The sequence below is a fragment of the Mucilaginibacter limnophilus genome (assembly GCF_004005815.1).
GTDB lineage: Bacteria > Bacteroidota > Bacteroidia > Sphingobacteriales > Sphingobacteriaceae > Mucilaginibacter > Mucilaginibacter limnophilus.
On record NZ_SACK01000001.1, the window covers coordinates 39,291 to 62,726 of the forward strand.

The 23,436-nt window shown below is 43.6% G+C and carries 21 protein-coding genes; 13 read left to right on the forward strand and 8 right to left on the reverse strand.

Features of this window, described 5'->3' with window-relative positions; genetic code table 11:
- The first annotated feature begins 62 nt into the window (after window positions 1–62).
- The 5 genes from EOD41_RS00175 to EOD41_RS00195 all read left to right on the forward strand — a co-directional run bounded on the left by EOD41_RS00175 (window position 63) and on the right by EOD41_RS00195 (window position 4,307).
- Window positions 63–1,265 carry a glycoside hydrolase family 76 protein gene (locus tag EOD41_RS00175; RefSeq protein WP_127702771.1) on the forward strand — a complete coding sequence of 401 codons (1,203 nt, stop codon included), beginning with the start codon at window positions 63–65 and terminating at the stop codon, window positions 1,263–1,265.
- Window positions 1,266–1,303: 38 nt separating this feature from the next.
- A complete protein-coding gene (locus EOD41_RS00180; protein ID WP_127702772.1) occupies window positions 1,304–2,521 on the forward strand; it encodes a glycoside hydrolase family 76 protein in 1,218 nt (405 codons plus the stop codon).
- Window positions 2,522–2,807: 286 nt separating this feature from the next.
- Window positions 2,808–3,353, forward strand: coding sequence for an RNA polymerase sigma factor (locus EOD41_RS00185; protein ID WP_127702773.1), 546 nt, complete (start codon window positions 2,808–2,810; stop codon window positions 3,351–3,353).
- Window positions 3,334–3,600 (forward strand): hypothetical protein, encoded by a 267-nt coding sequence (locus EOD41_RS00190; RefSeq protein WP_127702774.1) that lies wholly within the window; start codon window positions 3,334–3,336, stop codon window positions 3,598–3,600. The genes EOD41_RS00185 and EOD41_RS00190 overlap by 20 nt, the downstream gene beginning before the upstream one ends.
- Before the next feature lie 20 nt (window positions 3,601–3,620).
- On the forward strand, window positions 3,621–4,307 hold the full coding sequence (locus EOD41_RS00195; protein ID WP_127702775.1) for an ATP-dependent Clp protease proteolytic subunit: 687 nt from the start codon (window positions 3,621–3,623) through the stop codon (window positions 4,305–4,307).
- A 645-nt stretch (window positions 4,308–4,952) separates the two neighbouring features.
- On the opposite strand, the gene EOD41_RS00200 is transcribed toward EOD41_RS00195, so the two are convergent.
- The 3 genes from EOD41_RS00200 to EOD41_RS00210 are packed head-to-tail and all read right to left on the reverse strand — an operon-like array spanning window position 4,953 to window position 7,233.
- The gene (locus EOD41_RS00200) at window positions 4,953–5,636 is read right to left on the reverse strand and encodes a hypothetical protein (RefSeq protein WP_127702776.1); all 684 of its coding nucleotides are present in this window, start codon (window positions 5,634–5,636) and stop codon (window positions 4,953–4,955) included.
- 40 nt (window positions 5,637–5,676) lie between these two features.
- Window positions 5,677–6,168 carry an isoprenylcysteine carboxyl methyltransferase family protein gene (locus tag EOD41_RS00205; RefSeq protein WP_127702777.1) on the reverse strand — a complete coding sequence of 164 codons (492 nt, stop codon included), beginning with the start codon at window positions 6,166–6,168 and terminating at the stop codon, window positions 5,677–5,679.
- Window positions 6,169–6,177: 9 nt separating this feature from the next.
- Complete coding sequence (locus EOD41_RS00210; RefSeq protein ID WP_127702778.1) at window positions 6,178–7,233, reverse strand: type III polyketide synthase; 1,056 nt, start codon at window positions 7,231–7,233, stop codon at window positions 6,178–6,180.
- 118 nt (window positions 7,234–7,351) lie between these two features.
- On the opposite strand from EOD41_RS00210, the gene EOD41_RS00215 reads away from it, so the two are divergent.
- On the forward strand, window positions 7,352–7,540 hold the full coding sequence (locus EOD41_RS00215) for a YtxH domain-containing protein (protein ID WP_127702779.1): 189 nt from the start codon (window positions 7,352–7,354) through the stop codon (window positions 7,538–7,540).
- A 49-nt stretch (window positions 7,541–7,589) separates the two neighbouring features.
- Here the strand turns inward: EOD41_RS00215 and EOD41_RS00220 are convergent, their stop codons facing one another.
- Window positions 7,590–9,035 carry a cellulase family glycosylhydrolase gene (locus EOD41_RS00220; RefSeq protein WP_127702780.1) on the reverse strand — a complete coding sequence of 482 codons (1,446 nt, stop codon included), beginning with the start codon at window positions 9,033–9,035 and terminating at the stop codon, window positions 7,590–7,592.
- A 53-nt stretch (window positions 9,036–9,088) separates the two neighbouring features.
- A complete protein-coding gene (gene ligD, locus EOD41_RS00225) occupies window positions 9,089–11,107 on the reverse strand; it encodes a DNA ligase D (protein ID WP_205780462.1) in 2,019 nt (672 codons plus the stop codon).
- A gap of 98 nt (window positions 11,108–11,205) precedes the next feature.
- Here ligD and EOD41_RS00230 point away from each other — a divergent pair, with 98 nt between their 5' ends.
- Together EOD41_RS00230 and EOD41_RS00235 are read left to right on the forward strand one after the other, a co-directional pair.
- Window positions 11,206–11,397, forward strand: coding sequence for a DUF2188 domain-containing protein (locus EOD41_RS00230; RefSeq protein WP_127702781.1), 192 nt, complete (start codon window positions 11,206–11,208; stop codon window positions 11,395–11,397).
- Window positions 11,378–12,220 carry an ion transporter gene (locus EOD41_RS00235; RefSeq protein WP_240663113.1) on the forward strand — a complete coding sequence of 281 codons (843 nt, stop codon included), beginning with the start codon at window positions 11,378–11,380 and terminating at the stop codon, window positions 12,218–12,220. The genes EOD41_RS00230 and EOD41_RS00235 overlap by 20 nt, the downstream gene beginning before the upstream one ends.
- Before the next feature lie 68 nt (window positions 12,221–12,288).
- On the opposite strand, the gene EOD41_RS00240 is transcribed toward EOD41_RS00235, so the two are convergent.
- The gene (locus EOD41_RS00240; RefSeq protein WP_127702782.1) at window positions 12,289–12,474 is read right to left on the reverse strand and encodes a hypothetical protein; all 186 of its coding nucleotides are present in this window, start codon (window positions 12,472–12,474) and stop codon (window positions 12,289–12,291) included.
- A gap of 310 nt (window positions 12,475–12,784) precedes the next feature.
- On the opposite strand from EOD41_RS00240, the gene EOD41_RS00245 reads away from it, so the two are divergent.
- Complete coding sequence (locus tag EOD41_RS00245) at window positions 12,785–14,260, forward strand: S41 family peptidase (RefSeq protein ID WP_164849840.1); 1,476 nt, start codon at window positions 12,785–12,787, stop codon at window positions 14,258–14,260.
- Window positions 14,261–14,400: 140 nt separating this feature from the next.
- Here EOD41_RS00245 and nagB read toward each other — a convergent pair whose 3' ends face one another.
- Both nagB and EOD41_RS00255 read right to left on the reverse strand, forming a co-directional pair.
- The gene (nagB, locus tag EOD41_RS00250; RefSeq protein ID WP_127702784.1) at window positions 14,401–16,320 is read right to left on the reverse strand and encodes a glucosamine-6-phosphate deaminase; all 1,920 of its coding nucleotides are present in this window, start codon (window positions 16,318–16,320) and stop codon (window positions 14,401–14,403) included.
- A gap of 81 nt (window positions 16,321–16,401) precedes the next feature.
- A complete protein-coding gene (locus tag EOD41_RS00255) occupies window positions 16,402–17,619 on the reverse strand; it encodes an ROK family transcriptional regulator (protein ID WP_127702785.1) in 1,218 nt (405 codons plus the stop codon).
- Between the two features lie 401 nt (window positions 17,620–18,020).
- Between EOD41_RS00255 and EOD41_RS00260 the strand changes: the two genes are divergently transcribed.
- The 4 genes from EOD41_RS00260 to EOD41_RS00275 all read left to right on the forward strand — a co-directional run bounded on the left by EOD41_RS00260 (window position 18,021) and on the right by EOD41_RS00275 (window position 23,425).
- Window positions 18,021–20,543, forward strand: coding sequence for a family 20 glycosylhydrolase (locus EOD41_RS00260; protein ID WP_127702786.1), 2,523 nt, complete (start codon window positions 18,021–18,023; stop codon window positions 20,541–20,543).
- 159 nt (window positions 20,544–20,702) lie between these two features.
- Entirely contained in the window at window positions 20,703–21,440 is a 738-nt protein-coding gene (locus tag EOD41_RS00265; RefSeq protein WP_127702787.1) for a (Fe-S)-binding protein, read from the forward strand.
- Window positions 21,437–22,819, forward strand: coding sequence for a lactate utilization protein B (locus EOD41_RS00270; protein WP_127702788.1), 1,383 nt, complete (start codon window positions 21,437–21,439; stop codon window positions 22,817–22,819). Before EOD41_RS00265 ends, EOD41_RS00270 begins: the two co-directional genes overlap by 4 nt.
- A complete protein-coding gene (locus tag EOD41_RS00275; protein ID WP_127702789.1) occupies window positions 22,820–23,425 on the forward strand; it encodes a LutC/YkgG family protein in 606 nt (201 codons plus the stop codon). It abuts the gene before it with no gap.
- Window positions 23,426–23,436 lie beyond the last annotated feature (11 nt).

The following is a 23,436-nucleotide window of genomic DNA, read 5'->3' on the forward strand; positions in this document are numbered from 1 at the left end:
GCTAAAATGACATTCTGAGCTTCCAAGAACCGGAAAAGAAACATCTGCAAAATATAAAACCTATGAAATTGAACACTAAAAATGTTGTGATAAGGGCTTGCTTTGCCCTTATTGCAGCAGGTTTTGCATTACCCGTATCCGCACAAGGGCAGTTTTCATCAGCCGAATATCAAAAGCGAGCCGATGAGTTTTACACCAAAGTTTGGAACCATTACCGTGTACCAAAGTACGGGCTGTTTGCTGAGAATTATCCCTCAAACCCAAATGATACGCTTACCTATTTTCAGGGTGCCGGCGAAAAGGAGCGAGAGGTGAGTTTCCTGTGGCCTTTCTCGGGTGTGTTATCATCAACCAACGTAATGCTGAAAATCCCTCAGCTCAGGAAAAAGCATCTGCTGTACCTCGATACACTAATTAAGGGCATTGAAAAATACCGTGACAGGTCACGCACGCCGTCCGGCTACCAGGCATACCCGGTACAGTTTGAAAAGGTGGACCGATACTATGACGATAACGGATTGGTTGGTATCGACTATGCGGAGGCTTATCTCAATACAAAAAATCCCCTATACTTAAAGCGCGCCAAAGAAGTGTTCGCGTTTATTTTAAGCGGATGGGACGATAAACTTGGTGGCGGTGTGTACTGGCTGGAAGGTCATAACGATATGAAACCGGCCTGCAGCAACGGCATGGCCACGCTTACAGCCTTAAAAGTCTATCAGTCCACAAAGGACCCGTATTATCTGAAATGGGGACAAAAGTTTTACGACTGGATGTACAACAACCTGCGCGACTCAGCAGGGGTGTACTGGAATGATAAAAAGACAGACGGCAGTATAGTGAAAACCCAGTGGACTTACAATTCGGGGTCGATGCTTGAAGCTTCTGTAATGCTTTACAAATTCACCAATGATAAAAAATATCTGACCGAGGCTAAAGCAATAGCCGCCGGCACATTAGCCCATTTTGGCGCGCAAAAGCAAAGCGACAAACTTGCCATTCATGTCGACCTGCCATGGTTCCTTACCGTACTTTTCAGAGGATACGAGGCATTGTACCATATCGATGGAGATTACAAATACATATCCGCTGTTGAAACTTCGGTGAACTATGCATGGCAAAATTCGCGCGATAAATATGGGTTTATCACCAAAAGCTGGCTCCCCAAACCAAACGAAATTGAAAAACCAAAATGGCTGCTTGACGAGGCATGCATAGCCGAATTATACGCACGCTTAAGCTTGATAAATAAGGAGAAAAAATGATGTAGTAGTAAGAACACTCTAAAACCAAATTATAAATCATGAGAAACAATCGTTCAACCAAGTGGCTTGCGGCCGTTATGCTGCTGGCTGCTGCAACATCGTGCAAAAAAGAAAATTTTCAGGCTAACCAACCTGCAGAAAAGCCTGATGCTAAGTTAAAAGTTAACGGCCCAAGTTCGGCTTACTGGCAAAAGGCGCAGGAGACCCACAATTTTGTTTATGGCAACATTCTTACCAGTTACAACAGTTACCGGGTAAATACCACAACCACTACTAATACAGCTTACGAGTGGTACAACGTTAGTCAGCTTTACGCCGATGCCGCCATGATTGCCGCCGGCGACGCTGCTTATGCCCCATACATGAATAATACCAAAGCCTGGATGGCCAACATGTGGGATAACGTTAGCCCTACTGGCGGATATTATGCCGCAGCAAATATTAACGGCACAGGAGCCGCAGGTGATAAATACGCTGATGATAACGCCTTATCGGGCGTGGCGTACCTGGACGCTTACGCGGTGACGACAGGCACAACGCAAACGGGCTACCTTAATTCGGCAAAGGCATGTGCCAACTGGCTGATGTTTAGCGGACAGTGGGACAGCGTTTACGGCGGCGGCTTTTGGTGGAGCACTGTTAAAGAAAGCAAACCAACACAAACCAACGGCCTGGCGCTGCAACTGTTCCTTCGTCTTTACCAGATAACCGGGCAAACTTTTTATCGTGATTGGGCTGTCTCTATAAAAAACTGGCTGCTGGCAAATATGCTTGATACCGCTACCGGTTTATACATCTGGAAAATTGATGGGGCAGGGGCAGGCGTAAAACACTACGAGAAGTTCACGTATGACAACGCCATTATGATTGAGGCTTTCCTGCTATACGCGCAAATAATGAACGATAACTCGTTTGTTACCCGCGCGCAAAACTTAGGCAGCAGCATGAATACAACGCTGTGGAACAGCACCTATCATGTATACATCTTTAACACAGCCGATGGCCGTATTAATCCTGCATGGTGTGTTTGGGGATCGCAAGCAATGGTTAAATTATACCAGCGCGACGGCAACACCGCCTGGCTTGACTACGCGCAGCAAAATATCGATTACATGAACACCTATCTGCGCAACAACACCAATCATGGTTACTACCATTTTTGCAACTTTAACGGCAGCAATGTTGAAACCCGCTTTGAGGGTGTCGACCAAGCATGGATGCAGCGCACTCAGATAATGCTATCTAACTACCGTTAATAGCTTTACTATATCTAAGGAGGCGTAATTGCGCCTCCTTTACTATTAATCGCCTTTTTTTGATTCCTTTACACAATTAGGAGCTGTTTTCCATTTTTCTTTTTTGTGCCCTCTTTTTTATATCCCGACCAGCATGGACCTTTCTTTTTAGTTGCCATGATTTCCAGATGTTTGTCATTTAGTTATCCAACAATTATTCCATAAAAGAAAGGTTAAATTAAAAAAACAAATTACCGCCGGGTGATATATTCATTTTTAGGTACACTTGTATATAAACGCATTGCTTATGGCAGCAATATTTCATAACATACATACAACAGAACAGCGCGAACAGCTTTTTATGCATCTGTACAAAGAGGCTTTTCCGGCTGCGGCAAAGTACATACGTAAAATGGGCGGAGGCTTTGATGATGCTAAAGACATTTTTCAGGATGCGCTGGTGATTTATTATGAAAAGACGGTTGCAGGCAACTTACCGGTACATAGTACTGATATAGCATACCTGCTGGGAATTACCCGTCATTTGTGGCTGAAAAAGAACCGGGAAAACAACAAACTGCAGCCAATGGATGACGTACTTACCGAGTTTACGGAAATACAGGAAGACGCCCCTTCTGCACGGAAACTGCTGAATTATCTGGAAACCACCGGCCAAAAGTGTATGGATATGCTGAAGGCTTTCTATTACGACAAGCTTCCGGTGAAAGAGATCGCAACATTGTTCGGTTATTCGGGTGAACGCTCGGCAACAGTGCAGAAATACAAGTGCCTTGAAAAAGTACGCGACACGGTTAAACAAAAAGCATTATGTTATGAGGACTTCCTTGAATGATATAAAACTTGCCGACGATTATCTGTATCGGCAGTTACCCGCCGGTGATGCGCTGCTGTTTGAGGCTAATATGCTGCTTAATCCCGCCCTTAGGGAAGATGTATCATACCTGAAAACTACGCATCGCCTGGTAAAGCAGTATAGCCGCAAAAAGCTCAAGGCAGAAATAGCAACCGTTCATCAGCAATTGTTTACCAGTCCTGCGCACAAAAGTTTCGCGCAACAGATATTGAACATCTTCAGATAACTTAAAACGCACTGCAAATTATGAACACTAACGAATTCCGCAAATACGCGGCAGGGCACCGCCATGTCAATACTTTATGGCTTGACGACTATACCGCTCACATCAACAACGCTTTTATGCCGATGGCCATGACACCGCATATTATTGAGGAGCGTCAGCTTAACGTAGCCCAAATGGATGTGTTTTCAAGGCTGATGATGGACCGTATCATTTTCCTGGGCACAGCTATTGACGACCAGGTAGCGAATATCATTCAGGCGCAATTGCTGTTTCTGCAATCAACCGACAGCAAGCGGGATATACAGATCTATATCAATTCTCCGGGCGGCTCGGTTTATGCCGGACTGGGTATTTATGACACCATGCACTTTATTGCCCCTGATGTGGCTACCATTTGCACGGGCATGGCCGCGTCAATGTCGGCGGTATTGCTGTGCGCCGGGGCTGCAGGCAAACGCGCGGCGTTGAAACACGCACGGGTGATGCTGCACCAGCCGTCGGGTGGTGTACAGGGTACTCAGGCTGATATTGAGATCACGGCCCGGCAAATTGCCCGCATAAAAGAGGAACTGTACACCATTATTGCCAATCATAGCGGGCAGACGTACGAGCGGGTACATCAGGTTTCTGACCGTGACTACTGGATGGTAGGCCATGAGGCGAAAGAGTTTGGGATAGTGGATGAGATTTTGGGTGAAGGGAAGTAAGTGCAAGTGTTGACGTCAACAGAGTAAACACCGTCAACACCGTCAACACCGTGCTTCAGTTGCACTGAAGCACGGTCATAGCGCCTCACCCATTTTACGGTAGTGATTTATTCACTGCCGCTGCTACCCTCTCCAATGGAGAGGGTTTGTACAGGAGTTGCAATTTGCAGTAACATTGTTGGGTGAGGCTAATCGGGGATCAGTGCTCCGTTATGAATGGCTTTCCACTTTATACAAGCCAGTGGATGTTCTTTTTTCTTTTGCCGGAAAAGAAAAAAGAACCAAAAAAGAAACCGGCCGGCTGCACCTGAGCCTTTTAAAGTTTCTGCTTTGGCTTTGCCTGTGCTACCCGGCTCAGCTGATGCCGGGATTTTAACGGGTATTTGGGGTTTGTCAGGCTCTGTTCTAATTGCGTGTACGTTGAGCTAATTTTAACATGCAGTTGCAAAACAGGTGAATTATAGAAAAGGGTTTATTATCACTACTTTTAACACCCCGTTATGAGGTGATAACCTACCACCTTTAATAGATCTTCTTTTGATGCTTGCGTCGATAAATAAAGAGTAGTAATAATAACATTATAATCATCAGATGTATCGATTATAAAATCAGGCGTATCATCTCCATCCAAATCTCCGGCGAATATTATTTCAGGGTCTTTACTATCAAATCCCGGTTGGGCGAGCAGCAATTGCTTATCTGTCTACCATCTTTTATACCACTTAAAAACAACCTGTAATTTGTCAGCATATATAATTCAGAATTTTTTTCACTGATTTTTTGCCCTGTGGCTGAAAGCGTATATGTACTTCCTTTAAAAGTAAATACCTGCTTTTCACCCGGAAATACAAGCGATTTAACAGGCACCTTATTTACTTTGCCCGTTTTAAGTATTTTGCCTGAAACCAGTATCACCGCTGTATCTTTATTAGCTGTTTCTACCCGTTTTCCGGTTTTGTTACCATCATCATCTAATATCTCATCCTTCACTACAGAAACCTTAATATTAGTTGGAACAATATAATAGCCTGAATCGCTTTTAAAAACTCCCGACCATTTTAACCGTGCAGCATTATCAGGCACTTCATCTCCATGAAAATCGCCCGTTAATATAACAGCCGTGTTATATGTATAAGAAGTGTTGTAAGTGATACCCGGAAACGGTTTTAAAACTGAATCAGGATTAATTGCAAGCTTTTGATTGGCTATGGTATCAGCTTTGGCTGGAGATTGTCCTGACAATGTATCAACTGTACTTTGTTCAGCAACCTGTTGCTTACAAGAAAACAACCCTGTTAACAGGAGAAGTGCTGTATGTTTGATATTCATTGGTTAAGGCTTAGTAAATAACGGCCCTAATATATAAATTTTACTTACTCCAAACCCTGTTTTCAACCCGTATCCTTACAGTAAGCATTATAGCATTAAGGATTGTGAAAATGATAGCGGTATAATACAATTGAAATATCAGCGGTATTATGGCAATCTCGCAGATCACTTCTACATAATTAGGATGCCTTAAAAATTTAAACGGGCCTTTTACTACCGGCGAGGCGTTGGGAACGCGGAATATTCTGGTATTCCAGTATTTGCCCAAAGACGATATCACCCAAAATTTAAACAGCAGCAACAATATAAATATGCCCAGAAAAACGGGTTGAAGAGGTGGTTCGCCGCGGTAATAGTATTCGGCAATGATGGATACAATAAAAAGCGTATGCATAGCCACGATATATGGATAATGCTCGCGCCCGTATTCAACAGCGCCCTGCTGCAGCAGCCACTTTTGATTTTGCTTCGCGATATACAGTTCAGACAAACGCTGAAAAATGAAGAAACAAATGAAAATAATAAAATACATAACGCAGGTTTAGTTGTGCATTTGTAAAAGTACCATTTCGCTTGAAAAACCCGGCCCCATGGCCAGCATCAGTCCGTAACCGTCTACAAAGCCTTGGTTTATAAAGCTTTCAAGTACATACAACACCGTAGCGCTCGACATGTTGCCGTAATCGCGCATGGCATTACGGGTGTTATTCAGCGCGTTGGCCTCCAGGTGCAGGGCATTATCATAAGCATCGAGTACTTTTTTTCCTCCGGGATGAAAAATGAAGTTCTTTATATCATCAAGGGTAAGCAGATGTTTCGCTAAAAAGGATGTAATATCTTCCTTAACATGCTCGTTTATAAATGACGGTATATCTTTTGAAAACAGCACTTTAAAGCCGGTGTCCTGAAAGTCCCAGCCCATTATATCCAGCGAATCGTAATACAGTTTACTTCCCGAAGCTACATACTTAACCTGTGTGTTGTTGGTGTGGTTATCACCTTTTATAATACAGGCGGCAATACCGTCTGAAAACAGGCTTGAACCGATAAAATTACTTTTGCTGTAGTCGTTCTTGATCAGCGTGAGCGAACATAATTCAACTGCAACCAACAGCACTACGGCATCCGGATTTGCAGTGGCTGCAGTACAGGCTTTGGCCATGCCCGATACCCCTCCGCCGCAGCCCAGCCCCCACAAGGGGGATCGGTTAATAGCCGGGTTAAGGCGCATGGCGTTTATTATCAGGGCATCGATACTTGGTGTAGCCAATCCGCTGGTTGATATAAAGAAAAGGTCGGTTATTTCGTTTTTACTTACGCCGGCTTTAGCTATAGCATCTTCTGCTGCCTGTATAGAATACCGCAACGACAGCCTGATGTAATCGTTGTTCCGTTCCTCAAAAGAACGTGATTCCGCATAGTAACTAAGTGGCTGGCAAAAGTTGCGGTATTGAATACCGGTATTATCAAAAGCGTATATCAGCCTGTCAACCTGCGGGAAATTGGGTGCAAACATATCGCGTGCATGCTGCTTCACTTCCATTTGGTCGGCCTTGTGCGGTAAATCAATTTTTGAGGCCGATGCTATAAAGGGCATAGAATATTATTTAAAGCATATACGCTTAAAAATGCCTATAGTTTGCTTTTAAGAAATTTATTTACTGATAAATACAATGTGGCACCATACTTGTATTGATATTATTAAAATTGAAATTATGAACGTGCTTAAATTTATTGCATTGGGTGCTGTAGTAGCTTATGGTGTAAGCTACCTTACCAAAAGAGACGAAAACGGTCGCTCGATAGTTGATGACGTGCTTGACAAAGCACCTGACCTGGCGAACAACCTGAAAAAATATGGTGAAGACGCTTTAGCAAGCGTTAAACAAAAAGTACAGGGTTAATAGTATTACTGTACATAATAAGGCCTGCAAAATATTGTGGGCCTTTTTGTTAATACACCGGTTTGCTGTTGTACGGATTAAGCTCCCCGCCGAATATTTTATACCACTCGCGCCATATGGCAGCCGAGATAGTGTTTTCCTGCTCCAGTTGTTCAATAGTTTTGCCAAAGTAGTGACTGATAAAGCCTGCTGTTTTAGGACGTGTTGTATTGATAAATGTCCGCAGCTCGTTAAAACTTGCCGATGGCGGACCGGTTTCTTCAATCACCAGCGGTTTGCTTGATACATTGTTGTTTACGAAGTTTATGGCCTCATTTATTTTTCCGCTTTCAGGATAAATGTGGGCGCTGTTGTAATCAAGCAAATCATTAAACTTACTTATTACCCCCAGCCCGATAAAGCCAACGGTGATCAAAGTTTTATCGTCGTGCAGCCTGATAGCCGTTTTCATTTGCGTTATCCACTGTCGGGTCACGGTTTCCCAACCACGACCGGCGGGTTGACGCGTTAAGTGCTGCACAAACCAATATCCGCCAAAGTCTTCTCCGGGTATCCACTCACTAACGTTTGTTGAAGGTGTTATGGGCTCGTTTATCAGGTTAAAAGCAAATACCGCGGGCGAGCCTTCTGCTGCCGTGGCAACGCCGCGCCAAAATAAAGCCTGGGTATTCCATCGGTCTCTTTCACCGGTGTTTACATACCAGTCAGGATCCTGCTTAAAATAGCTGCATAGTCCGGTGATGTCAAGATATATGCCTATGCTTTCGCAAAACTTTACCAGTTCTCGCAGGCGGGTAAGCGCCTGTATGTTGGGCTGATTATGGTATGTCATAAAGTGATGGAACTGCAGGTGTATGCGCACTACGTTAAAACCCATCAGCTTCATTTCCCTGAAATCCTGTTTAATGATCTCCCATTTGGCGTTATCAAACCATACGTCATCCATTAGCGGTATCTGGTCGGGATTGGTATAGTTCATACCCCATGGTATAAACGGTTTGCCATCCTCATCGGCAAAACCGGTGCCTTGTACATGTATCTTTTTCAGATTGTAAGGCTTTTCCATAGCAACTACATCACTTTTTATCGACTTGCCCTGGTAACTACCCGGCACGCTAAAACTGCCTTTTATGATAACCGGACTTGTCAATTTATACAGCTTTCGGGTAATAAAACTTCCTAATTTCAGCTGGATGGAAACTGGCATTACCTTTCCACCATTCTTAAGCTCACCATTGATCAATAAATTACCGGGAAGCTGAAGCGCGTTCACTGTATCCGCATCGGTTGTTACCCAAAAAGAAAGTTCATAATTGTAACTTTTAGGACCAACGGAATCAAGTTTGCGCACTGAAGCATGCACTACGTATGCGCCAACGTCTGTCGCCCGTTTATTATTGTTTTGTTGTTGACGGTTTATTTGTTCTTTTTTACAAGATGAGATAGCAAATAAAAAGCACAGCGATAGCAATGCAAACGAAGTAATAGTTCTCATATAATTGGTTTAACCGGTTACCAAATATATGATTTAAGCACCAACTTGTATAATCAAGCTTCGAACACCGTGCGTGCTTTTCTGAGTGCCTTTTCCAGATCTATCCCTTTACCCAATACCGGCTTAAAGATGTCGCCTTCGGCCTTCACACGGTCAAGCGCGTTATGGATATTGAAATGCCTTATCTGCAAACCGGGTTTTACTTCGTCCCAATGCAGCGGCATGGCCACGGTAGCGCCAGGTTTGGGGCGTAATGAATACGGACAGGCGATTGTTGCGCCGGGACGATTTTGTAAAAAGTCGAGATACATTTTACCCTCACGGTTAGCGATAATTCGCTCGATACTCGTAAACTCGGGTATCTGCTCGTGTACAATGTGTACCAACAGGCGGGCAAACATTTGCGACTGATCATAAGTGTACTTTGCATTCAGCGGGATATAAATATGCATACCTGTTGAGCCGGATGTTTTGATGTACGACGGCACGTCTATCGCATCCAACACCTGTTTCACAACAAGCGCGGCCTCTATCACCTGTTCAAAAGTGTTCTTGTCAGGATCAAGATCGATAATGCAAAAATCAGGGTTGTCCGGCGATTGTGTGCGGCTGAACCATGGGTTCATTTCAATTGAGCCAAGCGAAGCCATCCATAACAGACTATACTCATCAGTACCTACCAGAAACTCTTTATGCTCTCCGTCGCTGGTAGTATAGGGGAACGTCTGCAGCCAGTCGGGTGCCTTGTCCTTTACGTTTTTCTGATAGAAACTAAAGCCTTTTATCCCGTTAGGGAAACGGTTAAGCGATTGCGGACGGTCTTTCAGATACGGCAATATATATGGCGCCACCTGGTAATAATAGTTTAGCATATCGCGCTTGGTGATGCCGTCGTCGGGCCAGTACACCTTGTTCAGGTTGGCAAACTTCAGGTTGTGCCCATTTATGCTTTTCACCTGTGTTTGCTCAGTTGGGTTAAGCAGCGTTTTGCGCGAGCCTGCCTTCGGCGCTTTAATTACCTTTTCAGTCACCAGCGCGTGTTCTTCTTCAACAACGTCAGTAGTGTGGGTAGCCGATTCACGTACTACCTCTTTGGCGTTCTTGTCGGTACGCATACCTTCAAAAGACGGATGCCTGAACACCCCATCGCTTGTTACCTCGGCAAAGCTGATCTCGCATACCAGTTCGGGCTTTAACCAGGTTGCGCTCGCCTTCGGCGGATTTGGCCGGAAGCGCGAAGGCTTGTTATAATCAGGCTCAACTACAAACGGACTTTCGGGTATTATATATTGCTGAAATTGCTCCATCATTTCCTTTTGCAGCTTATCGGTAAAGCCGGTGCCCACCTTGCCTACATAATGAAATTCATTGCCCTGAAACACCCCCAACAGTAATGAGCTGAATTTTTTATTTGAGCCTTCATTATTGGTATAACCGCCGATAACCACCTCCTGTCGCTGATGCACCTTTATCTTAAGCCACTCTTTTGATCGCAGTCCCGGAGAGTAGGTGCTTGCCGCTTTTTTGGCAATGATTCCCTCTAAACCCATTTTACCCGCCGCGGCATAAAAGTCAAGACCGCCGGCATCAAACAGCTTGCTTATGCGCACATCGTCATCCTGGGGCAGCACGGCTTCCAGAATAGCCCGGCGTTCGGTAAGCGGCAGTTCGGTAAAGTCATAACCATCATACCACAATATATCGAACACGTAGTATATCAGCTCGCCATCAGCCTCGCTGCGCCAGTTTTGCAGACTGCCGAAATTTGATATACCTTTTTTGTTAAGCACAACAATCTCACCGTCAACTATCATGTCTTTTTTCCACCTGCTTAGCGTAGCATGCAAAGGGTAAAATTTCTCATTAAAGCTTTTGTTGTTGCGGGAGATAAGCTCGGCGGTGCCTTTGTTTACTGTCCCAAGCGCACGGTAGCCATCCCATTTCACCTCGTAAATCCATGCGGGGTCGTCAAAAGCTTCGTCAACCAGCGTTGCCAGCATAGGTTTAATTCCTTTCGGGAAAGCAGATTTGCGGCCCTTCTTTATAAGTTTTTGTATATCAGTTTGCGGCATATTTTTATAACATATCTTCCGCGTGAAAGTTTAGCGGCAGGTAATGTCCCGAAACATTCTGATACAGGAAGGTGTTTATTTGCAAAAAAGGAGGCATTATGCCCTGGTATAACGGAGATTACCCGCCATCATACAAAAATCAGCCTGTAAAACTCAGGAACAAGGCTGTAGAAATTGCCAACGCGCTGCTTGAAGAAGGCGCCGACGAAGGCATTGCAATAGCCACAGGGTTAAAACGCGCACGTGAGTTTTTTAAGAATAAGGAGAAAAGTGCCAGACAAGCAGGATAACATACCGCCTAAAAACGACTGGCGTTTCCGGCTGCACGAGGTGATCTACGAATCGAACACGCGCGCCGGTAAGGCGTTTGACGTAGGCTTGCTTATCGCCATTTTCACCAGTATTATTGTGGTGATGCTTGATAGTGTGCAAAGCATACACGGGCATTACGGCAAGCTGTTTCATGTGCTTGAATGGATATATTCAGGCTTGTTCACCATTGAATATATTTTACGTCTCATCAGCATACGCAAACCCTGGAACTATGTGTTCAGTCCGCTGGGCTTAATCGACCTGTTAGCGCTTATACCATCTTATTTGAGCATCTTCTTTGCCGGCGCGCAATCGCTGCTTGTGTTCAGGGCGTTGCGGCTGCTGCGTGTGTTCAGGATATTTAAGCTTGGGCATTTTTTAACAGAGGTAAATTTTCTTAAACAAGCTTTAAAAGGCAGTGTACGTAAGATCAGCGTATTTTTGCTTACTGTACTAACACTTGTTGTGATACTTGGCTCGATAATGTACCTGGTTGAAAAACGTGAGAACGGCTTTAGTAACATCCCTGAAAGTATTTATTGGGCCATTGTTACCATAACCACAGTTGGTTATGGCGATATTTCGCCGGTAACTCCTATGGGGAAGTTCGTCGCGTCGGTAGTAATGCTGATCGGTTATGCCATTATTGCTGTGCCTACTGGCATTATCACTCATGATTTGGCTTTAGCCCGGCGTAACTCGAAACAGGAATTACCTGAATCGTGCCCCAATTGCAGCCGTGAAGGTCATGACAGCGACGCAGAATATTGTAAGTACTGTGGTTCGCCATTGTATGTATAATAAAAAAGCACCACTTGCATGGTGCCTTAATAATAAAGTTAAGCTGAAACGGCTTATATGCGTGCTAATTAATAAACGATAAATAATAATGTTATTAATGTAAACACAGCGCCGGTAGTGTAAAGCGCGTACCTGTTTTTAGCAGCATGGATATCAACAATCCTTCCCGAACCCATAAGCCGTTTGTGCGCGCGATAATTTTTGATTGCTGCCACAAATAGCAGCAACGGAATTAAAAATGTTAAATAGTACATAGGTGTAAATGATGTAAAATGTTTTAATCGGTTAGCATTAAATGCTTTCCGTACATAACCATACGTACAACCAAATGGTTTCGTTACATTAATAAATATTTATTTAACATTTTGGTAACACTTTTAGGAATGAAGGCTTATTGACTACTTTGGGATCCAGGCTGTGATTTTTATAACCACGCTGCAGATATTCTCGGTTATAATCACCATCAGTTAGATAATTAAGTACATTAATAATTCTCCGAATAATATAAATAATTGAATGGCGTTAACTTGGCAAATCACAATTATAAATTTTCAACCAAACCATATGAAAAAAGCACTGTTGCTCATCTTAGCAATAACATTATACAATACTGTATTTTCACAAATCATTAATCCGGGTTTCGAAGCAGCCCGCGATACTATGCCTTCAATGCCCAAAAGCTGGAACACCAAAAAAGTTGAGGGATTTACATTAAATTTAGATACAGCCCTAAAATATTCAGGCAGACAATCACTATGTATTGAGGGCGCTCAAACAGTAGCTCAAGGCACGTTTATGCCTTTTTCACAAATTGTAACGATAAACGTTAATAACATGAAGCAAGTGTCGTTAATCTGCTACGCTAAAACTCAATCGGTAAAAGGCAATGTACAGTTATGGTGTCAGGTATGGGATAAAAATAACAAGATGATTGGTTTCCAAAATTCACAAATGCAAAACACCATGCTTACCGGAACCAACGACTGGAAAAAGCTGCAACTGACACTTTTGGTTGATACCAATGCTAAACGGTTGCTTATAGGCGGCTTCTTGTTGGGCAGTGGATCAGCATGGTTTGATTCTTTTTCTATTGACGACCTTCCGCCCCCTTCAGTCAAAGCGACTAAAGAGGTGACTAACTTAGCCAATGAAATAATCAATTTGGTTAAGCAAAATTCAATTTACAAAGATTCGATTGCCTGGCCTGAAGTTGATAAACATATTGCCGAACTTGTAAGATTCACCCCGTCTGTTGATGATGCAGGTTTATTAACCGAATATATTTTATCGCAACTCAGAAAAGCAGGCGATAACCATTCTTTCTATCAGAATAAAACAAGCGCCCAGCAGTATACTACAGGTAATTCGGTACCCGAACAACCATATGGTAAACTACTTGAGGGAAACATTGGCTATATTTTCGTACCGGCTTTTGCATCAATAAACGATACCGCTAGCGTAAATTTTGCTAAAAAAATACAACATTTCATACGCGATTTAGATACCAGGCAAAAAATCAAGGGCTGGATAGTTGATCTTCGTAAGGATGGTGGCGGCAATATGTACCCTATGATAGCCGGATTGGGCGCAATTATTAATGAGGGAGTTTTAGGCTACTTTGTATCGCCCGGATCACAACCCTCAACAAGCACGGCGTGGTTTTATAGAAATGGCAGTTCCGGTATTAATGAAAACAAATACGTCACTGTTAAAAAACCTTATAAAATAAAAAATGCTAAAGCCAAAGTTGCGGTGTTGATTGGGGCTAATACAGCCAGCAGCGGTGAAATGACGGCTATATCTTTTATCGGGCGGCAAAACACACAATTGTTCGGGCAACCTTCAGGAGGTTTTACTACAGCAAACCAAATGTTCACACTTTCTAACGGAGCGTTTTTGAACCTTGCTACCAGTTACGTGGCCGACAGGAATAAAAAGAGATACCTAGTAAATATACGGCCTGATATTATAGTGAAGCCGGATGATAATGTAACAATTGATGCTACTTTAAATACAGCATTAAGCTGGGTAAAACAATAGCTATACATTTTTAACAACCAGTTGAAACAGCAAAGTCTTCAGCATATACTGAAGACTTTGTATATATATCTCCGAAATTAATTGCTTATAAAGCAATAATTGTAATTGTATATTGAAGTTTTATGGATAATTTATTAATATCAAAACTTCCACCTTACAAAGGCCTCGATAGCCTCATAATCGGCCAGGCCGAGGGCATTGTATTCACGGGCAGTTTCACTGGTACGTTGTTCGGCACGTACCCAAAACTCACGCGCGTCGTCACCCGGGAAAACAGGCGTATCTTTTTGCGACTGGTGTTTAAAAATAGCATGGCGCTTGCGTAACACTTCCTGCGGCGAAAGGGGTACGGCCATTTGTATCTCATGTATCTCAAACTCGTGCCATGCGCCGCGGTACAACCACAGCCAGCAATCTTTTACCCACTCCTCAGTAGCCTTCAGGCGTTGCAGGGCTGTTAGTATAATATCAAAGCAAACCTTATGCGTACCATGCGGATCAGCGAAGTCGCCGGCAGCAAACACCTGGTGCGGTTTTACCTGCTGCAACAATTGCATAGTTTGCTGTATATCGGCTTCGTAATCTGTCTTCGCGCTTGTTTTTAACACATCATAAAACGGCAGGTTCATAAAGTGGATGTGCTCATCAGGCAAGCCTGCAAAACGAGCGCCGGCAATAGCTTCGCCCTTACGGATCAGCCCTTTTACCGTACGGATGGCATCATTATCAGGCTGATTGGGCAGTTTGTTACCTAAGTGCTGCCTTGCCTCATTATACACGGCTTCCAGCTTTGCGGTATCTCCGCCTTGTACACGGCTAAAATCAATAGCGAATTCAAGGAAGCGCAACGCATCATCGTCCCAAACAGCCGTATTGCCCGATGTCTGGTAGGCCACGTGCACTTCGTGACCCTGATCGGCCAGGCGGATGAACGTGCCACCCATTGAAATCACATCATCATCAGGGTGCGGTGAAAACAATATCGATCGTTTTTTTGCAGGTTCTCTGCGCTCGGGGCGCTGGCTGTCGTCGGCGTTTGGTTTGCCGCCCGGCCAGCCGGTTATGGTATGCTGAAGTTTATTGAATATGTCAATATTAAGATTATACACAGGGCCTTTTTCTGTTGCCAGCTGGGCCATGCCATGGTTGTTGTAATCTTCTTCGGTAAGCTTTAATATCGGCTTGCCCGTTGTTTTCGAAAGCCAAACCACAGCTTTTTTTATCAGGGCGATATCCCACACGCAATCGCGTACCAACCATGGCGTGTCAAAACGGGTAAGTGCCGATGCGGCGTCGGCATCAAGCACAAATTCGGCCTTGTCAGACAATTGCAGATAGGTTGCCGGTACGTCTGATGAAATTTCACCTTCGGCAGCTTGTTTTACTATAGCAGCTTTTTTCAGGTTCCAGGCCATCAGGATAACTTCGCGGGCTTTGAATATGGTACCTACACCCATGGTGATGGCTTTGGTTGGCACGTTTTCCTTTCCGCCAAAATCATAGGAAGCATCGCGGCGGGTAAGATCGGCAAGGGTAACCAAACGGGTACCTGAGTTTGGCGCAGATCCCGGTTCGTTAAATCCGATGTGGCCGGTACGCCCTATACCCAGTATCTGCAGATCGATGCCGCCAACATCACTTATCTTTTGCTCATAAGCCAGACAAAATTCGACAACTTTTTCTTTGGGTAGAGTGCCATCTGGTATGTGTATGTTCTCGGGTAATATATCAATATGGTCAAATAACTGCTCCTTCATGAACCTGACATAGCTTTGTACGGCATCAGGCTGCATGGGGTAATATTCGTCCAGGTTAAAAGTTACTACGTTTTTAAAGCTTAAACCTTCTTCTTTGTGTAAACGAACAAGTTCTTTATAAACACCAATTGGCGTAGCACCGGTTGCCAATCCAAGTACTGCTGTTTCGCCATTGGCTTGTTTCGATTTAATTAGCGCTGCTATACGCGCCGCGACACTCTTTTCAGCAGATTTCTTGTTATCAAATACGGTAACCGGAAGGCGTTCGTAGCGGGTTTCTTCAAGTAAGTTTAAACGTGACATAGATGATTGGTTAATAATGCAAACTTAATAACATTTATTTATATCATTATTAAACTTATTAAAAAAATTATTAAGTTCGTATTATGTGATGGAAGTAACAGACTCCTCGTGATGTTGACCGAAATTCTCCATTACCAGTATGGCCGAACCTATAAGTTCGGCATCGAAGCCTATCTCGGATATAAAAATTTCGGTACCGCTGGCCAAACGCGGGATACAGTATTTATTTAATGCCTGCTGTATAGGTGCTAATAGTAGCTTTGCAACTTTCACGCCGCGCCCGCTCAACACAATCGCCTTTGGATTTAGTATATGTATGAGTATGGATAACCCGCGCCCCATTTTGTAACCCGCCTCTGCAAGCAATTCAATTGCATATTGGTCGCCTTTATTGGCCGCTTCCATTAACGCGCTGCCTACAGCCAGGTTTGAACTGTCTTCGGCAATATATTGCTGCAGTATGGTTACTTGTCCGTTTTTAACCCCTTCGATTGCCTTTTCAGCAACTGATAGCAATGATGCTTCAGCCTCAAGACACCCTTGTTTGCCGCAGGTACAAAGTGATCCGTCTTCGGTTATAGGAATGTGACTAAACTCACCTGCAAACCCATTCTCACCCCTGAATATTTTGCCATTGATGATCATCCCGAGGCCGATGCCCCAGCCAATATTGATCACCATAACGTCTTTAATCGATTTGGCCACGCCAAATTTAAGTTCAGAAAGAGCTATTAAGCTCGAATCGTTATCAATGTAAACCGGCAGGCCTACAATATCTTCAATATGCTGTGTTAAGGTTTTTTCGCCCGCATCTAAATACGTATAATTGATGCCATCGTTTACATTTACAAATCCCGGCATACCAATACCAATACCTATAATTTTTTCTTTATCCAGGCCTGAATTTTCAATATGGCGCGTAATTAATTCGGTAAGTGAATTAAGCGCATCGGGATTATCCTGTAATTTAAGGCTAATGATTTCTACAGGTGATACGTAGTTATTAAGAAGATCAATAATACCAATACGAGTTGATAACTGATCCATAGCTACAGTAACCACATACAGCCTGTCGTGCTTCACTGCATACATTAATGGTCTGCGCCCCCCGCTTGATGGTGCATATCCCTGCTCAACAACAAAGCCGGCATCAATTAAATAATTAACTGCCTTGGTTACCAGCGGAATACTTTTATCAGTAAGCAGGCTTAATTCGGCACATGACAACTGTTCTCCATAGTATAACTGTTGGATGATGTCAGCATAAAGTTTAGCTGTCTTTTTGTTGGCATTGAACATAGTAAGGTTTAAAAAATCCTTGACATACAAAGAGGTGCACAAAAGTAACTTATCAGTTTATCAAATATTTTAGTTCAACGTAACAATGTTATAATGTGTTATTACTATGTTGAACACAACCTAAAAATTTTTAAAGGCTCAAATATTATAACTTCTCATCAAATTTAAAAAAATTAGGAAAATAAAGAATCTTTTTAAAAAAATTTTAAAGTAACTGTTCCTTTTTATTAGTTTTGAGTTAATAGGTAGTGAATAACCTATTTAAAGCACTATTGTTTCTAATTATTAGATAACCGAAATACACGCATATGGTATCGTTATTGTACAATACATGTCAATGTTTTTATTTAAACCTGCTTTAATAAGACATAAATATTATAATTACGTTGCTGTTACAGTTTATGAAAAATATAAAATTATTAACCTTATTGCTGCTAATAACCGCTAAACCTTTACTTGCACAGGTACAGCAGCCTTTTGATCCGTCGCAATTAAAAATCACCTGGGAAATAAAGGAACGCAACTATAAAAAAGGCGCACAGACACTTTCTACCATAACGCTGGTTAACACCGGTACAACGACTATCCCGGCAAAGGGCTGGAGCATCCGGCTGAACGATGGCGGTCCGCATAATGCGGGTAATGATAAAAATATAATGATTGACCGTATAAACGGTGACCACTTTTCTTTATATGCCGGTAAAGATTTTAAGCAGCTTGCGCCGGGTGATAGTATTACATCAGACGCCTTATCAACAATCAAGAACATTACCGATTATCCGAAAGGTTTTTACCTTGTATTTGATAAGGATCCGAACAAAGGCATTCCCTTAAGCGCTACCATAAAGATTTCGCTTAATGAAGATCAAATCAATAAAGATGTTGCTGCTAAAATTTATACGCAGAACAGTATTATAACAGAAGTTAATGAAAAAGAAATCCCGCCGGTATTTCCTACTCCGGTAAACTATAAGCGTACCAGCGGTTCATTCGGGATAAGCGGCTCTGTTAAGATTATTAATAATCCAGCTTTTGTTGCGGAAGCTAATTACCTTTCGGCCGAACTGGGAAAGGTATTGGTGGCCTCGCCAACAATGAGCCTTACCGCTACCGACAATATCATAGTATTACAAAAAAAGCCTGTATCATCTGCCGAGGGATATGAGCTAAGGGTGCAACCCGGCAAGATCATCATCAGCGCGGCTACCAATGCAGGAATATTTTACGGCATACAATCGTTAAAAAGCCTGTTGCCACCAAATGCCTGGGCAGCCAAACAAAACTTTATCGTTTTGCCTTGCATGGAAATCGTCGACGCGCCAAGATTTGAGCACCGCGCATTTATGATGGATGTTGCGCGTAATTTTCAGCAAAAAGCCGAAGTGTTGAAGCTGATCGACCTGCTGTCGCTTTACAAATTTAATGTGCTGCACATGCACCTTACTGATGATGAAGGCTGGCGAATAGAAATACCCGGCCTGCCCGAACTTACCCAAACAGGGGCTAAACGTGTGCATGATCCGACCGAGGTAGCAGGGGTACTTCCATCATATGGCTCCGGAGCCACAGGCACGTCAGCCAGCAACGGCTTTTTTACCACGCAAGATTATATAGAGATACTGAAATACGCCACAGCAAGGCATATAAAAATTATTCCGGAAATAGAAACACCAGGTCACGCCCGTGCGGCCATAAAATCAATGAACGCACGGTACGAACGGCTGATGAAAGAAGGCAAAAAGGCCGAAGCCGAGGAATATTTGCTGCGCGATCTTAATGACAAATCGGAATATCGTTCGGTACAGGGATTTAGTGATAACGTGATCAATCCTGCAGTACCTTCGGTTTATAGGTTCTTTGAAAAGGTTACCGACGAATTGATAGCCATGTACAAAACGGCCGGCGCACCGCTGCAAACCATCCACTTTGGCGGAGACGAAGTACCCGGCGGGGTTTGGGAGAAATCTCCTGCGGTAAAGGAGCTTATCAAACAGGATACATCGGTTAAAAACGTAGATGAAATATGGCATTATTATTTTGCTAACATAAATGCCATGCTAAAATCAAAAGGCTTATACCTTTCAGGCTGGGAAGAGATAGGCTTGAAGAAAGCGGTAGTAAACAACCGCAAAACTATGGTTTTGGATCCGCGCTTTGCCGGTGAAAACTTTCATGCCGATGTATGGAACAACCTTGCAGGCAATGAAGACCTTGCTTATAAACTGGCAAATGCGGGCTACAAGGTAGTGTTGACTAACGTTACTAATATGTACCTTGATTTGGCCTATAATCAAAGCTTTGACGAGATCGGCCAATACTGGGGTGGGTTCGTTGATGTAAATAAACCATTTTCATTCATCCCGTACAACTTCTATAAAAACCAAACCGAGAACGAACAGGGCAAATCTTTGCCTGCAGGGCATTTTAATGGAAAGGTGCAGCTTACCGAAATGGGTCGCAGTAATATCGTCGGCATACAATCGCCTTTGTGGAGCGAAATAATTATCAGCCCTGAAAGGTTTGAATATCTCCTGCTACCCAAAGTGCTGGGCGTTGCCGAGCGTGCCTGGGCGCCCGACCCTGCTTGGACTACCGAAGCTGATACTGCTAAAAGCACAGAATTGTACAACAAAGCATGGTCGGTTTTTGTAACCCGTATTGGCAAGGTTGAACTACCGCGACTGGACAAATATGCCGGTGGCTTTAATTACCGTATACCAACGGCAGGCTTTACAAGCGAGAACGGGCAGGTGAAAGCAAATGTTCAGTTACCCGGTTTCAAACTGCGCTATACTACCGATGGCAGCGAGCCAACCGTTAACAGCAAAGAATTTACCGGCGATATAACCGACAGTGAAAACATTAACTTTAAAGTATTTAACAATGCAGGGCGTGGCGGGCGCACGGTAAAGTTTATTAAATAACATGCCCCATTCCTCATAAAAACAACCCTAAAGATAGCTGATGACGGTAGTTGTTTACCCGGATGTTAATTTTACTTAATAATAAGCAAGGCTTGCTGTTGCTGTTAGCTCATTAACAGTGTAAATTTCCAGCTGCTTATTAAAGTAATTTAATACAAAATGAGAGTCGGGTTATTTATTCCCTGTTATGTTGATCAGTTTTTTCCCAATGCAGCCATAGCGACGCTGGAGTTGCTTGAAAAGCTTGGTGTTGCTGTACAATTCCCCATAAACCAAACCTGCTGCGGACAGCCCATGGCCAACTCAGGTTACGAACATTTAACCGGCGGTTGTAATGAGTTGTTTATGAAGAATTTTGACGGGTTCGATTATATAGTCGCCCCATCAGGCAGTTGCGTGTTGCATGTACGCGAACATCTGCGCAGCGACGAGGCGCCCGTCAAAGCAAGGGACATTGCCCATAAAGTATTTGAACTCACCTCGTTTTTAACTGATATTTTAAAGGTTGAAAGCCTTGATTCACGTTTTCCTTACAGGGTGGGTATGCATCAAAGCTGCCACGGTCAGCGCGGGTTACACCTGTCGCAAATGACTGAGTTGGTAGCGCCTCAGTTTTCAAAACCCGGCAAGCTTTTAGGGATGGTTAAGGATATTGATTTGATACCACTGAGCCGTAAGGATGAATGCTGCGGTTTTGGCGGCACTTTTTGTGTAACTGAAGAAGCCGTATCAGCTAAAATGGGACAAGACCGTGTAGAAGATCATCTTGAACATGGCGCCGAATACATTACCGGAGTAGATATGTCGTGCCTGATGCATATGGAAGGCATACTCAAACGTCGCGACAGCAAAGTAAAAGTGATACACATTGCAGAAATATTAAACGCGCAGTTATGAACGTAACAGGAAAAGACCATGCGCAACTGGCCGGCGCGTTTAATAAAGATACACAAAGGGTAAACTGGCATGATGAAACACTGTGGTGGATACGTGCCAAAAGAGATAAAGCCGTACACGGCCTGCCTGAATGGGAAGCCCTTCGGGAAACAGCTTCAAAAATAAAGCATAATGTATTGGCAAACTTGGATACCTACTTGCAGCAGTTTGAGGTGAACGCCATGGGTAATGGTGTTACCGTACACTGGGCAGCAGACGCGGCTGAGCATAACAGGATAGTTCATCAATTGCTTACTAAAAAAAGGATAACCCGTATGGTAAAAAGTAAATCGATGCTTACCGAAGAATGCGGGTTAAACGAATACCTGGCCGAACACGGCATTGAAGTAATAGATTCCGATTTGGGTGAACGTATTGTACAGCTGGCAAAAGAACCGCCAAGCCATATTGTTTTGCCGTGTATTCATAAAAAGAAAGAAGAGATTGGCGACTTGTTTCATGAGCACTTAGGCACCCCGGCCGGTAATGCCGATCCGCAGTTTTTAACCAATACTGCCCGGCACCACTTACGTGAAGTATTTTTAACCCGGAAAGCAGCGCTTACAGGTGTAAACTTTGCAGTTGCTGAAACAGGTGAAATAGTAGTGTGCACCAATGAAGGTAATGCCGATATGGGCGCGCACCTTGCCGATATACACATTGCCAGTATGGGTATAGAGAAGCTGATACCGCAGCGAAAGCATTTGGGCGTTTTTTTACGGATACTAACCCGCAGTGCTACCGGTCAGCCTATCACCACATACTCAAGTCATTTTAAAAGTCCGCAGCCGGGTAAAGAAATGCATATTATACTGGTTGATAATGGCCGCAGTACACAGTTAGGCCGCGAAGAGTTTCGCAACTCATTAAAATGCATACGGTGCGGAGCATGTATGAATACCTGCCCGGTTTACCGTCGCAGCGGCGGGCATAGTTATCATAACGCCATAGCCGGGCCGATAGGCTCAATACTGGCCCCTAACCTTAACATGGAAAGATATGCCGACCTGCCATTTGCGTCAACCCTTTGCGGATCGTGTTCAAACGTGTGCCCGGTAAAGATTGACATACATGATCAGCTTTATAAATGGCGTCAGGTATTGGTAAAAGCCGGATACACCCCTAAAACCAAAACAGCCGCTATGAAGATCATGAGCACCACGTTGGCTTCGCCCACAGCTTACCGGCTGGCAGGCAAGGCTGGGCGTATGGTGATAAAATATGCGCCCTTCGCGGTAAATAATGCATTAAATCCCTGGTACAAACAACGCGATATGCCCGAAGCGCCAAAGCAATCATTCAGAGAATGGTATAATGATAACCGCAAAAAAAAGAATTAAATGAGTAGCAGGGATCAGATTTTAAGCAGAGTTAAAGCTAATAAACCACCACAAGTTAAGCTACCTGATGTTGCTGTATTTGAACAGGGCGAGGATGGTGCTGCAGAAAAATTTACCGAGATACTGAACGCAATAGGCGGTGGCGTATATTATGTTGATGATTATCAGGAACTACTATCAATACTAAGAGACAATTATCCTGATCATGGGCGCATCTATAGTCCTATACCTGATGTAAAAGCGCTTACAGATTGTGTTGCCATAGAAGGGTCATCAGGCCACCAGTTTGCTGATGTTGAATGGGCTGTAATAAAAGGGCATTTCGGCGTAGCGGAAAACGGCGCGATTTGGATCACCGGCGATTTGATGGAGTACCGCTCGCTGCCTTTTATTTGCCAGCGCCTTGCTATCATTATAAAACAAAACGATATACTGCCCACCATGCACGACGCCTATCGCCGTATAGGCGATAGCACCTACAGCTACGGAGCATTTATTGCAGGCCCCTCAAAAACCGCAGATATTGAACAATCGCTGGTACTTGGTGCGCACGGGCCAAAAGGCATGGCTGTATTTATTATGAAAGATGATAGCGTTTATTCTTAACTTAACTGTGG

Excerpts from the sequence above, each read along its gene's own strand:
- ligD (WP_205780462.1), bottom strand. The coding sequence starts at position 11,107 with ATGCCGCAAACTGATATACAAAAACTTATAAAGAAGGGCCGCAAATCT.
- EOD41_RS00230 (WP_127702781.1), top strand. The coding sequence starts at position 11,206 with ATGCCCTGGTATAACGGAGATTACCCGCCATCATACAAAAATCAGCCT.
- nagB (WP_127702784.1), bottom strand. The coding sequence starts at position 16,320 with ATGTCACGTTTAAACTTACTTGAAGAAACCCGCTACGAACGCCTTCCG.
- EOD41_RS00260 (WP_127702786.1), top strand. The coding sequence starts at position 18,021 with ATGAAAAATATAAAATTATTAACCTTATTGCTGCTAATAACCGCTAAA.
- EOD41_RS00265 (WP_127702787.1), top strand. The coding sequence starts at position 20,703 with ATGAGAGTCGGGTTATTTATTCCCTGTTATGTTGATCAGTTTTTTCCC.
- EOD41_RS00175 (WP_127702771.1), top strand. The coding sequence starts at position 63 with ATGAAATTGAACACTAAAAATGTTGTGATAAGGGCTTGCTTTGCCCTT.
- EOD41_RS00210 (WP_127702778.1), bottom strand. The coding sequence starts at position 7,233 with ATGCCCTTTATAGCATCGGCCTCAAAAATTGATTTACCGCACAAGGCC.
- EOD41_RS00255 (WP_127702785.1), bottom strand. The coding sequence starts at position 17,619 with ATGTTCAATGCCAACAAAAAGACAGCTAAACTTTATGCTGACATCATC.
- EOD41_RS00180 (WP_127702772.1), top strand. The coding sequence starts at position 1,304 with ATGAGAAACAATCGTTCAACCAAGTGGCTTGCGGCCGTTATGCTGCTG.
- EOD41_RS00240 (WP_127702782.1), bottom strand. The coding sequence starts at position 12,474 with ATGTACTATTTAACATTTTTAATTCCGTTGCTGCTATTTGTGGCAGCA.
- EOD41_RS00275 (WP_127702789.1), top strand. The coding sequence starts at position 22,820 with ATGAGTAGCAGGGATCAGATTTTAAGCAGAGTTAAAGCTAATAAACCA.
- EOD41_RS00200 (WP_127702776.1), bottom strand. The coding sequence starts at position 5,636 with ATGAATATCAAACATACAGCACTTCTCCTGTTAACAGGGTTGTTTTCT.
- EOD41_RS00215 (WP_127702779.1), top strand. The coding sequence starts at position 7,352 with ATGAACGTGCTTAAATTTATTGCATTGGGTGCTGTAGTAGCTTATGGT.
- EOD41_RS00205 (WP_127702777.1), bottom strand. The coding sequence starts at position 6,168 with ATGTATTTTATTATTTTCATTTGTTTCTTCATTTTTCAGCGTTTGTCT.
- EOD41_RS00245 (WP_164849840.1), top strand. The coding sequence starts at position 12,785 with ATGAAAAAAGCACTGTTGCTCATCTTAGCAATAACATTATACAATACT.
- EOD41_RS00195 (WP_127702775.1), top strand. The coding sequence starts at position 3,621 with ATGAACACTAACGAATTCCGCAAATACGCGGCAGGGCACCGCCATGTC.
- EOD41_RS00190 (WP_127702774.1), top strand. The coding sequence starts at position 3,334 with ATGAGGACTTCCTTGAATGATATAAAACTTGCCGACGATTATCTGTAT.
- EOD41_RS00220 (WP_127702780.1), bottom strand. The coding sequence starts at position 9,035 with ATGAGAACTATTACTTCGTTTGCATTGCTATCGCTGTGCTTTTTATTT.
- EOD41_RS00185 (WP_127702773.1), top strand. The coding sequence starts at position 2,808 with ATGGCAGCAATATTTCATAACATACATACAACAGAACAGCGCGAACAG.
- EOD41_RS00270 (WP_127702788.1), top strand. The coding sequence starts at position 21,437 with ATGAACGTAACAGGAAAAGACCATGCGCAACTGGCCGGCGCGTTTAAT.